Below are 11,065 nucleotides of genomic sequence, written 5' to 3' on the forward strand. Positions count from 1 at the left end.
CGTACGACCCGTTCCGCGGCCCGCCCGTCGTCGTACCCGCCGAACCGTGCGCGGAAGGCGGACCGCAGCCGCGTCGACTCCTCGTCGCACCAGGCACCCGACGCGAACAGCCGTGCCAGCTCGTCCTCGTCCCGGGTGACATGGCCCGGCGGACGCTCGGTGACGTCGAAGTACGTGCCCCGCGCGGCGAGATAGGTGTCCCAGTCGTAGGCGTGCAGGACGACCGGCCGGTCGAGGTGCGCGTAGTCGAACATCAGCGACGAGTAGTCGGTGATCAGCGCGTCGGAGGCGAGCAGCAGGTCCGCGACCTCCGGCTCGTCGGTGACGTCGAGTACGAGACCCCGCTCGGCCAGGTCACGCAGCCCCAGCCCCCGTTCGTGGTGCCTGGCCAGCGACGGATGCAGCCGCACGGCCAGGACGTGGTCACCGGGCAGCCCCGCGACCAGGCGTTCCAGGTCGCAGGTCGGCGCGTAACCGCCCTGGCGGTGGTCGCGGTGGGTCGGCGCGTACAGGATCAGGGTGCTGTCGTCCGGGACGCCCAGGCGCTGCCGTACGGACTCCCGCCGGCCCGGTTCCGGCCGGACCAGGCAGTCGTTGCGCGGGCTGCCCGAGCGCACGGACACGAAGCCGCACGGGTAGGCGCGGTCCCAGACCAGCTCGGAATGCGGGTTCGCGACCAGGCTGTAGTCCCAGCGGTCGGCCCGGCGCAGCATCTTCGGGACACTGAAACCGCGCCGCGCGCCCGGGTACTTCAGCAGATCCGCGCCCATCGACTTCAGCGGGGTGCCCTGGTGCGTGTGGATGTGGACGGCGCCCTCGCGTTTCACCAGGTCGTTCGCCCAGTTGACGTTGTTGATCAGATACGTGGCGCGGGCCGTGACCCTGCGGTAGGCCCGGCTGCCCGGCAGGACGTGCTCGACACCTGGCGGCAGCGCGTCCACATGGTCCTTGCCGACCACCCACACCGACCGGATGTGCGGGGCGATCTCCTGGGCCTTGCGGTGGATCGCGGCCGGGTCGCCGAGGACGCCCCGGTGCGAGAAGGCCGAGTACACCGCGAGGCGGGGGTCCAGCGCGCGCCGCAGGACCAGCCGCCCGTGCAGCGCGAGCAGCACCTTGCGCAGCCGTCGCCGCCACACCCGGTGGCGCCTGCGCAGGCCGGCCCGCTTCACCGCGGCGACGCGGTGCAGCGCGTAGAGGGCGTACGGAGTGCGGGAGAGGAGAGTGAAGGACGTCCGCGGGATATGTGCGCCGGGGCGGTGACCGGTCGGACGGTGGGCGCGCAGGTCCCGCGCCGCCCGCCGGTGGAACTCGGGGCGGGACGACGGCGGTACGCGGTCCCGCTGCCGGAGGATGAACAGATAGTGGTCCGCCATGTGGTCGTAGAGGAAACCGCGCCACCGCGCCAGCTCCGGCCGCTCCTCGATGAACCGGAACAGCCGCTCGTACTGCGCGAACACCTCGAAGTGCTCCCGGCTCGGCGTGCGCAGCGCGTTGCCCCGGCGGCGCTGCCGGTAGTACACGCAGACCCGGTCGACGAGGGTGATCGTGCGGGCCGTCCACAGCGTCTGGTAGACGACCACCGCGTCCTCGTAGAAGCCGGTGGGGAAGGCGAAGCCGCCCTCGCGGAAGAAGTCGAGGCGGTACGCCTTGTTCCACACGACCGTGAACAGGTCGAGCAGTTCGGGGCGTTCGGCGACCGTGAACACCTCGGCGCCCGCCGCGCCGAACACCTCCGCGTCCCGGTTGCGCTTCACCGCGCCGTACCAGTGCGTGCGCGCGTAGTCGAACAGGACGACGTCCGGCCGCCCGGTCGCGTCGATGCGCTCGGCGATGGCCCGCAGCGTGCCCGGTGTGTAGCTGTCGTCGCTGTCCAGGAAGAGCAGGTACTCGCCCCGCGCCAGCCGCACCCCGTGGTTGCGGGCCGGGCCGATGCCGCCGTTGGCGGGCAGATGCACCGGTACGACCCGCTCGTCGCGGGCCGCGAACTCGTCGAGGATGGCCGGACTGCCGTCCGGGGAGCAGTCGTCGACGACGATCAGCTCGAAGTCGCCGTACGACTGGTCGAGGACCGACTCCAGACAGGCGCGCAGGTAGCCCTGCACCTGGTAGACGGGCACGACGATGCTGAAGCGGGGCATGGCACTTCCAGGTCCGGGAACTTGCCGGCGTGACACGGCGGTTGCGGGAGAAGACAGCAGGGGGACATCGGGCATCAGGGCGTCGGCATCAGCGCGTCGGTGTGCGGGAGCGCCTGCCGGTGGTGCCGGCCGCTGCGGGGGCGGGCAGCCGCTCGCGCAGCGGGATCAGCGGCGGCAGCTCCTCCTCGGGCTGCCCGAGCAGCACCCGCCGTACGACCCGTTCGGCGGCCTGCCCGTCGTCGAACTGGCAGAACCGCTCACGGAACCGGGACCGCAGCCCGGCGGACCGCTCGTCCGACCACTCGCCCGACGTGAAGACCCGGATCAGCTCGTCCTGCGTACGGGCGACCTGGCCCGGCGGCTCGGCGAGCAGGTCGAAGTAGACGCCCCGGGTGTCCCGGTAGACGTCCCAGTCGTCGGCGTACGTGACGATCGGCCGGTCCAGGTTGGCGTAGTCGAACATGATCGACGAGTAGTCCGTGATCAGCGCGTCCGAGGCCAGACAGACGTCCTCGGTGTCCCGCAGGGACGTCACGTCGATCAACTGCCCGTCCGCCACGGCCCGTTGCAGCCCGGCGTCACCGTCGAGGAAGTAGTGCGCCCGCAGCAGCACCACGAACTCCTCGCCGATCTCCGCGCAGAACCGCGCCAGGTCGAACTGCGCCGACACGTCCCGCGGATAGTCCCGGTACGTCGGCGCGTACAGCAGGGCCACCCGGTCCTCGGGGATGCCGAGCCGCGCACGGATCGCGGCGACCTCACCGGGGCCTGCCGTGCAGAAGCGGTCGTTGCGCGGATATCCGTACTCCAGGTGGGTGAAGGTGCCGGGGTAGGCGCCCGACCAGACCTCCGTGGAGTGGGCGTTGGAGGACAGGGAGCAGTCCCAGCGGTCCACGCGCCGCATCAGCCGGCCGAAGTTCCCGGTGGCCGCCGCGACGGCCCGGTACTCGATCTGGTCGACGCCCATGCGCTTCAGCGGCGTCCCGTGGTGCGTCTGGACGTGCACGGTGCCGGGGCGTTTGCGCACGGAGTTGTCGAAGTTGACGTTGTTGAAGGTGTACTTCGCCCGCGCCATCACCTCCCAGTACCGCCTGCTGCCGATCACCACGCTCTCCACGTCGTCGGGCATGTGCGGCAGTTCCTTCTCCTTCACCAGGAACACCGACCTGATGTGCGGGGCGAGTTCACGTGCCTTGCGGTGGACGGCCGCCGGGTTGCAGGCGTAGCCGCGGCCCCAGTAGGCGGCGAACACGGCGAGGTTCTCGTCCAGCGGCCTGCGCAGATACCACGCGTAGGTGAGGGCGCGGCGCCTGCGCAGCACGGCGCGGGCCGCGTACGCCCGTACCCGCGCCGTCCGCCGGCTGAGGGCGGGCAGCACCCGGAACGCCGTGTACGCGCCCCGCCGCAGCAGCCGGTCGCGCAGTCCCTGTGCACGGTGGCCCGCCGGGCGGTGGCGCCGGTGGAGCCTGCTTGCGCGGCGGAAGAAGGCCCGGCCGCAGGGGGCGGCGGACGCCAGGTCGAGGACCTCGGCGAAGAGCTGTCCGAAGAGGGCGCGCAGCCGGTCCTCGGGAAGCCCCCGCTCGGTGGCTCGGTCCAGCACCAGCTCGACCTGGTCGAGGAGGTCGTCGTGCCTGCCGGGTGCGGGGCGGCTGCGCCGGGGCTCGTGGTGCCGTACGCACACGGTGGGCAGTACGGCGGTCCGCCCGGCGGCCAGGGCCGCCAGCGCAGGCCGGCTGATGTCCGTTCCGCGGGCCGGCGACAGGGCCGCTTCGGGGACGTGGTCGGTGAGGAACGCACGGCGGTAGGCGGCGGCCCAGAAGGGCGGCAGCCGGACGCCGCTCGCGGGGCCGCACACGGGAGCGTCCGCGGGACCGTCCTCGAACAGCTCCGTCACCGAGGGGCCCTGCCACCACGGGACGCGCTCGTGCCCGAGGTACAGGACGTCCACGTCGCCGGTCTCCGCCAGCCGTGCGTGCACCGCCGCGAGGGCCCCCGGCGGCAGGACGGTGTCCGTGTCGAGGAACAGCAGATACGTGCCGGTGGCCGCCTGTGGCGAGTCCGCCGGGACGACCCGGGGGTCGCGGGCGGCGTACTCGGCGACGACGGCCGCCGCAGGGGAGCCGGGGGCGGCGCGGACCGCGATCAGCTCGACGTCGGGGAAGGACTGGGCGAGGACCGAATCGAGTGCGGACGGGAGTCGCCCCGCGCCGCCTTGGATGGGGATGATGATGCTGAAGCGGGGCAAGGGGGCGTCCATGGGTCGGCTCGGGTGTGGTGCCTGGAAACGGCGAAGGGGACGGCCCGGTCGCGCCGGGTGCCTCGTCCCGATGGCCGTTCGGGAGATCAGGGCGGGTCGACGAAGGAGACAGGGACCTCGGCGACTTCGGTCGCCGCTCCGGATACTCCGGGTACGGGGACTCCGAGGGCTCCGGGGGCTCCGGGGACTGCGCGTGCGGGGATCAGGGCCGTCGTGGCGGCGGGGGTCCGGCTCGCCGCGGACGGCACCGGATGGCGCTCGTCGGGCGGCACCACCGCGGGCAGCCCGGCCGTCTCACCGAGCACGACACGGCGTACGACCCGTTCCGCGGCCCGCCCGTCGTCGTAGGGGCAGAAACGCTCCCGGAAGGCGGCCCGCAGCTGCGCGGAACGCGAACCGCGCCAGTGGCCGGTCGCGAAGATGTCGATCAGCTCGTCCTCGCTGCGGGCGATCGCACCGGGCGGGAACGCGCGCAGGTCGAAATAGGTCCCGCGGGCCGCCTCGTACGCCTCCCGGTCGTCCGCGTGGATCACGATCGGCCGGTCGAGGCCCGCGTAGTCGAACATGATCGACGAGTAGTCGGTGACCAGCGCGTCCGAGGCCAGGCAGAGCGACTCGACACTCGGATGGTCCGACACGTCGATCAGCCGGCCGCCACTGCGGGCCAGCGGCGCCCGGTACGCGTGGTGCGCGCGCGTCAGCAGGACGAACCGCGGGCCCAGCCGGCGCAACACCCGCTCCAGGTCGAGCGCGGTGCGCTGGGTGCGGAGGTAGTCGCGGTGCGTCGGCGCGTACAGGACCGCCACCGCGCCCGCGGGAATGCCGAGGGACTCGCGCAGCCGGGCCACGTCCGCCGAAGTCGCCCGCTGGAACACGTCGTTGCGCGGCTGGCCGTACTCCAGTGTCGTGTAGGCGGCCGGGAAGACGCGCTCCCAGACGAGCGTGGAGTGGCGGTTTCCGGACAGGCAGTAGTCCCACCGGTCGGCGTCGCGCAGCAGCTCGGCGAAGTCCGTGCCGCGCGCCGCCGCGGGGCGGTCCTGGAGGTCCAGGCCCATGTGCTTGAGCGGTGTGCCGTGCTGCGTCTGGACCAGGATCTGGCCGGTCCTCTTGACCAGCCGGCGGTCGAAACCGACGTTGTCGACGAGGTACTTGGACCGGGCGAGCGCCGTCCAGTACGCGACGGAACCCGGCGTCAGCCTGCGCGTCCCCGTCGGGATCGTGTGATGGAACTCGGGGTCCGCGACCCACGCGGTGCGCATCCCCGGGGCGTGCGTACGGAACGCGGCCTCCAGCGCCCCGGGATTGCAGCCGTGACCACGCCCCCCGTACCCGGCGAACACGGCACGGTCGGCCCGCAGGGGCAGCCGGCGCTGGACGCCGTAGTGCAGCCGCAGCGCGGCGGCGCGGACACCACGGGCCAGCGCCCCCGCGAGCCGCGCGGCCCGTCTGTGCAGCCGCGCCGCCGTCCACAGGGCGCGGTACGTCCGATGGCTGCCGAGGCGCACCAGGGCGTGCCGCAGCCGGTTGCTGGAGGGGACGCCGACACCCCGTACGCGGTAACGGCCGTAGTGGGCGCGGGCCTTGCGCAGGAACGCGGCGCGGGAGCCGGCCGGCAGCCGGTCGCGCTTGAGGAACACCGCCGACAGATGGTCGACCATGCGCCGGAACAGGACCGGGCGCCAGTGCGCCAGTTCGGGGTGCGCGTCGAGATGGGCGAAGACACGGTCGTACTGGTCGAAGATGTCGAAGTGCCGGGCGCTGGTCGTGCCGAGGATGCTGCCCCGGCGGCGCTGCCGGTAGTGGACACAGACCCGGTCGAGCGTCGCGATGGTCTCGGCGGCCATCAGGACCGGGTACGTCCAGGGGGTGTCCTCGTAGTAGCCGGGCGGGAACGTGAACCCCTCCCGCTCGACGAACTCCCGGCGGTACGCCTTGTTCCACACGACCATGAGGACGTTCAGCAGCCCCGGCCGGTCGTCGAGGCGGAACGGCGCCGGGCCCTTCTCGGTGAGCCGGCCCGCCTGCACGTTGCGGACCGTCTCGCCCGACCAGAAGGTGCGCGCGTAGTCGTAGACCAGGACGTCCGGATCGCCGGTCTCCTTGACGCGGTCGGCGATCTCCCGCAGCGCGTGCGGGGTGAGCGTGTCGTCGCCGTCGAGGAAGACCAGGTAGTCGCCGGTCGCGTACCGCATACCCGCGTTGCGGGCCCGGCCCAGACCCACGTTCTCCTTGAGGTGGACGGCCCGCACCCGCGGATCGCGGGCCGCGAACTCGTCGATGATCTCACCGCAGGCATCCGGCGAGCAGTCGTCGACAGCGATCAACTCGACGTCGGTGAAGGACTGTTCAAGGACCGATGCCATGCACTCGTGCAGATACGCCCGCACCTGGTACGCGGGGACGATGACACTGAACCGGGGCAAGGGACATCCATGGGTCGGCGCGGCCATATTGCCCGGCAACGGCCGAAGGGGTTACGTGGTTACGCCGGATGCGGCATGTGGGGGACCCCGGGCACACGCGAAGGGACGGACCGACGGCGGCCCGCCCCTCCACAACGTGTACGTGACCGGGTACTGGCGTGTGCGTGACCGGTACTTCGATGGCTGCTTCGGCGGCTACTTCACCGCCCCCGCCATCACGCCGGACACGAACTGCCGCTGGAACGCGAAGAACACGGCCAGCGGGATCACCATCGAGATGAACGCGCCGGGCGCGAGCGTCTCGATGTTGCCGGAGAACTGCCGGGTCTGCTCGGTCAGCGCGACCGTCAGCGGCCGGGAGTCGGAGTCCGAGAAGACCAGCGCCACCAGCATGTCGTTCCACACCCACAGGAACTGGAAGATGCCGAGCGAGGCGATCGCGGGCCCGCCGAGCGGCAGGATCACGGTCGTGAACAACCGGATCTCGCCCGCCCCGTCGAGCCGTGCCGCCTCCAGGAGTTCACGGGGGATCTCCGCGAAGAAGTTGCGCAACAGGAAGATCGCGAACGGCAGCCCGAAGCCCACGTGGAAGAGGACGACACCGGTGATGCTGCCGAAGATCCCGAGGTCGCCGAAGAGGTCGGACATCGGGATCAGGGCGATCTGCACCGGCACCACGAGCAGCGCCACCACGGCCAGGAACCACCAGTCACGGCCCTTGAAGTCCATCCAGGCGAAGGCGTACCCGGCCATGGACCCGATGACGATGACGATGAGCGTGGCCGGGACGGTGATGTAGATCGTGTTGAGCAGGGAGTCGGTGATCACCTCCTTGCCGAGCAGCGTCGAGTAGCTCTCGGTGGTGAGCTGCGACGGCTTGCTGAAGACGTCCCACCAGCCGGAGTCGGCGATGTCGGTCGGGTCACGGAACGACGAGGCGAGCAGCCCCACCGTCGGCGTCACCCAGAGCAGCGCGACCAGGATGAGGAACACCCGCAGCACGCCGCCGGACGCGCCGCTCGCCAGCCTGGAGACGAGCGACCGCCCGGGCGGACCGGCCGTTTCCGCGGTCCGCGGTCCGGCTTTCAGAGGTACGGAGGGTGCGGTCACCGTCGGCGCTCCCTTCGCAGTCGGCGGATGTTGACGATCATCACCGGCATGACGAGCAGCAGCAGGACCACACCGATGGCGCTGGCGAGGCCGAGGTTTCCGCCACCGCCGGTATAGGAGTTGTAGAGCTGCAGGGCCAGGACGTTGGCCTCGTCCTGGGTGGGCTGCGGGGCGATGATGTAGATCAGGTCGAAGATCTTCATCACGTTGATCATCAGGGTGATCAGGACGACGACGAGGACCGGCGCGAGCAGCGGTATCGTCACCCGGCGGAACACCTGCCACTCGTTGGCCCCGTCGACGCGGGCCGCCTCCAGGAGGTTGCGGTCCACGCCCGCGAGGCCCGCCGCGATCAGCACCATCGCGAAGCCCGCCCACATCCAGGCGTACGCCCCGATGATGGCCGGGGTGACCAGGCTCGGGCCGAGCCAGTCGACGCCGTTGTACGCCGCCGCGAAGTTCGAGGCCGGCAACCGCAGTTGCGCGCCGTCGGCCGACGCCGGCAGCGTGAACGTACCGTCGTCGCCGGCCTTCGCGGAGGCCACGACCTTGCCGTCCCTGACCGCCTCGACCTCGATGCCCGGCAGGGCCTTCTCGCCCGCGTCGACGGCGCCCTTCGCACCGCCGCCGCCCAGCTTGAAGTCCAGCCAGACCGTGCCGGACACGCCGTCGCCCGAGGACTCGGCGGCCTTGGCGTCCCCGGGGCTGCCCGGCACCTTGTTCGGCGCGATGCCGACCAGCGGGAGCAGGGCGGGCGAGCCCGCGCGCACCGTGCCGGTGGAGGTGAAGGAACCCCCGCCGGACGCCTTCAGGTCGCTCACGGCCGACGGCCGCGCCTTCGGATACACGGACGACTCGGCGAACGTGTCGTGCACGCCCACCACCACGGCGTTGGCCACGCCCTGGTCCGGGTCCGCCTCGTAGACCAGCCGGAAGATGATGCCCGCGGCGAGCATGGAGATCGCCATCGGCATGAAGATGACCAGCTTGAACGCCGTGGACCAGCGCACCCGTTCGGTCAGCACGGCGAAGATCAGACCGAGCCCGGTGACCAGCGCCGGGGCGACCGCGACCCAGATCGCGGTGTTCTTGACCGCGGTGAAGGTGGCGTCGTCACTGAACAGGTCGCCGTAGTTGCCGAGGCCCACGAAGCCCGAACCGTCGGCGTCGTACAGACTGCGCCAGACCGAGTACCCGATCGGGTAGACCACGAGCGCGCCGAGCAGCACGATCGCGGGCAGCAGGAACAGACCCGCCACCCACGGCCGGGTGCCCATCACACTCTTGCGTTTGCCGGCGGGGGGCACCGGATTGGCCGGTCCCCCCGCCGTCGCCAGCTGCGACGCCATCGGCGGCCGTCAGCCCTTGTACGCCTTGGCGGCGGACGTCTCAAGCGCCTGCTGGGCGCCCTCGACGTCCGCGGGGGTCTTCAGGAAGTCCTGCAGCGCCTTCCACTCGCCGGTGCCCTGCGTACCGCCGAAGGCGGCCGGGGCCTGGTCGGACATGTCGAAGCGGAAGTCGTCACCGGCCGCGAGCAGCGCCTTGGCGATGTCGCGGGTCACGTCGTCCTTGTACTTCTTCTGATCCATCTCCTTGTTGGGGGAGATGAAGCCGCCCTGCGCCGCCCAGATCTCGGCCGCGTCGGTCGACGCCAGGAAGGTCAGCAGGGCCTGCGAGGCCTTGTCGTCCTTCAGCGCCACGGCCACGTCACCACCGCTGACCACCGGCGACTCGTCGCCGACCGCCGGGAACGGGAACACCTTGGCGTCCGTGCCGATCTTGGCCTTCGTGTCGGCGTTGATGTTCGCCGCGACGAAGTCGCCCTCGTAGACCATCGCCGCCGGGGTGTCACCGGAGAAGGTGTTCGTCACCGACTTGGGGAACTCGGTGCGCAGCGCGCCTGCCTTGCCGCCCGCCAGCAGGTCGTCCTTGCCCCACAGCTGGGCCAGCGTGGTCAGGGCCTCCTTCACGGAGGGGTCCGTCCACTTGATCTCGTGCTTGGCCAGCTGGTCGTACTTCTCCGGGCCCGCCTGCGAGAGATAGATGTTCTCGAACCAGTCGGTGAGGGTCCAGCCGTCCTGCCCGCCGACGGAGACCGCGGGCGAACCCGCGTCCGACAGGGTCTGCGCGGTCTGCACGAACTCGTCCCACGTCTTCGGCTCGGCCGTGATGCCCGCCGCCTCGAACGCCGCCGTGTTGTACCAGACCAGCGACTTGTTGGCGGCCTTCGCGTAGACGCCGTACTGCTTGCCCTCGTAGGCGCCCAGGTCCTTCCAGCCGGCCGAGAAGTTCTTGTCGACCTGCGCCTGTGCCTCGGCGCCCAGGGGCTTCACCCAGCCCTTCTCGGCGAACTGGTGCAACACGCCGACCTGCGGAAGGAACGCCACGTTCGGCGGCTTGCCGCCCTGGATCTTCGTGCCCAGGAAGGTCGACGTGTTGTTCCCGGTCGGTACGAAACCGACCTCCGCGCCCGTCCGTTTCTCGAACTCGTCCAGGACCTTGGTGAAGTTCTCCTGCTCGGGTCCGGTCCACACGGCCGCCACCTCAAGCTTCTGGCCGTCGAGCTTGGGGAGCTGAACACTGGGGGCGGCGCCGGTCTTCCCGCCGCTGCCCCCCTCGTCCTCGTCCTTGTTGTCATCACCACCGCATGCCGTGAGCGTGAGCGCCATCGCCCCCGCGACGACGGCAGCCGCGGCCTTGGCGGCCCTGCCCGTCCTGCGCGACCGGTGTGACCTGCTGATACGAAGAATGCTGCTGCTGCGCATGGTGTGCCCCGTTCTCCGTCGAACGCCCGAGCGCTGTCCCGTGCGCTCTTGGTCTACGCCCGTCCGCTCGGCATCGGCAAGGGCGCCTGCGCTGTCAGGGGGGTGATCGTAATCGCGTCGTGACGTGGGGCTTGGGCCCACGCCGACCCACACCGGGGCTCTGCCCCGGGCCCCGTGGCTTTTTCGTCGGGTGCGGGTCGTATGTGGCTGGTCGCGCAGTTCCCCGCGCCCCTGAAAGACGGGGCTGCGCCCCTGCCTTTCAGGGGCGCCCGGCATCCTGCTTCGCGCGCCCGCCCGGCGTTTGTTCTTTCAGCCCGTCCGGCGTTTGAGGACGAGGCCGTTCAGGCCGATAGCGGGGGTCTGGGGGCG

Annotated in this window: 6 protein-coding genes; all 6 read right to left on the reverse strand. The window is 71.2% G+C overall.

The features are described 5' to 3' along the window. On the reverse strand, nucleotides 1–2,141 hold a 2,141-nt coding region (locus tag AOK01_RS31610; RefSeq protein ID WP_055517688.1), incomplete at its 3' end, for a bifunctional glycosyltransferase/CDP-glycerol:glycerophosphate glycerophosphotransferase. Between the two features lie 88 nt (nucleotides 2,142–2,229). Then, on the reverse strand, nucleotides 2,230–4,386 hold the full coding sequence (locus AOK01_RS31615) for a bifunctional glycosyltransferase/CDP-glycerol:glycerophosphate glycerophosphotransferase (protein ID WP_055517693.1): 2,157 nt from the start codon (nucleotides 4,384–4,386) through the stop codon (nucleotides 2,230–2,232). A gap of 98 nt (nucleotides 4,387–4,484) precedes the next feature. Then, the gene (locus AOK01_RS31620; protein WP_079103921.1) at nucleotides 4,485–6,821 is read right to left on the reverse strand and encodes a bifunctional glycosyltransferase/CDP-glycerol:glycerophosphate glycerophosphotransferase; all 2,337 of its coding nucleotides are present in this window, start codon (nucleotides 6,819–6,821) and stop codon (nucleotides 4,485–4,487) included. Nucleotides 6,822–7,016: 195 nt separating this feature from the next. Continuing rightward, nucleotides 7,017–7,910, reverse strand: coding sequence for a carbohydrate ABC transporter permease (locus AOK01_RS31625; protein WP_055517695.1), 894 nt, complete (start codon nucleotides 7,908–7,910; stop codon nucleotides 7,017–7,019). Nucleotides 7,911–7,927: 17 nt separating this feature from the next. Then, the gene (locus AOK01_RS31630; protein ID WP_213862182.1) at nucleotides 7,928–9,208 is read right to left on the reverse strand and encodes a carbohydrate ABC transporter permease; all 1,281 of its coding nucleotides are present in this window, start codon (nucleotides 9,206–9,208) and stop codon (nucleotides 7,928–7,930) included. An 81-nt stretch (nucleotides 9,209–9,289) separates the two neighbouring features. After that, a complete protein-coding gene (locus tag AOK01_RS31635; protein ID WP_055517692.1) occupies nucleotides 9,290–10,696 on the reverse strand; it encodes an ABC transporter substrate-binding protein in 1,407 nt (468 codons plus the stop codon). Nucleotides 10,697–11,065: the final 369 nt, after the last annotated feature.

The organism is Streptomyces aurantiacus (assembly GCF_001418335.1).
Taxonomy (GTDB): domain Bacteria; phylum Actinomycetota; class Actinomycetes; order Streptomycetales; family Streptomycetaceae; genus Streptomyces; species Streptomyces aurantiacus.